This window comes from Parachitinimonas caeni (assembly GCF_030129945.1).
Taxonomy (GTDB): Bacteria; Pseudomonadota; Gammaproteobacteria; order Burkholderiales; family Chitinimonadaceae; genus Parachitinimonas; species Parachitinimonas caeni.
Genome location: NZ_JARRAF010000273.1, coordinates 1 through 255, shown reverse-complemented (window position 1 = coordinate 255; position 255 = coordinate 1). Strand labels below are relative to the sequence as shown.

Below are 255 nucleotides of genomic sequence, written 5' to 3'. Positions count from 1 at the left end.
GCGCATCACAAGCGGCTCCGGTTTGGCGTCAAAAGCGAAGCCCTTGCCCCCGAGCAACGCGACCTGTTTGACGACACCTGTGCCGAGGACGGCGCAGCCATCATCGCCGACGTCGAACAACTGCAAGCTCCCGCCGAACGTCCCCAACGCAAGCCCACTGGTCGCCAGCCTTTGCCCGCCTCGCTGCCGCGCATTGAGCACCGACACGAACCCGCCACCTGCACCTGCGGCCAATGTGGCCAGAATCTGGTGCCG

Annotated in this window: 1 protein-coding gene; it reads left to right on the top strand. The window is 65.9% G+C overall.

Features of this window, described 5'->3' with window-relative positions; translation table 11 throughout:
- Positions 1–255 (top strand): transposase (locus PZA18_RS24660; RefSeq protein ID WP_284103522.1); only part of this gene is annotated, 255 nt, incomplete at both ends.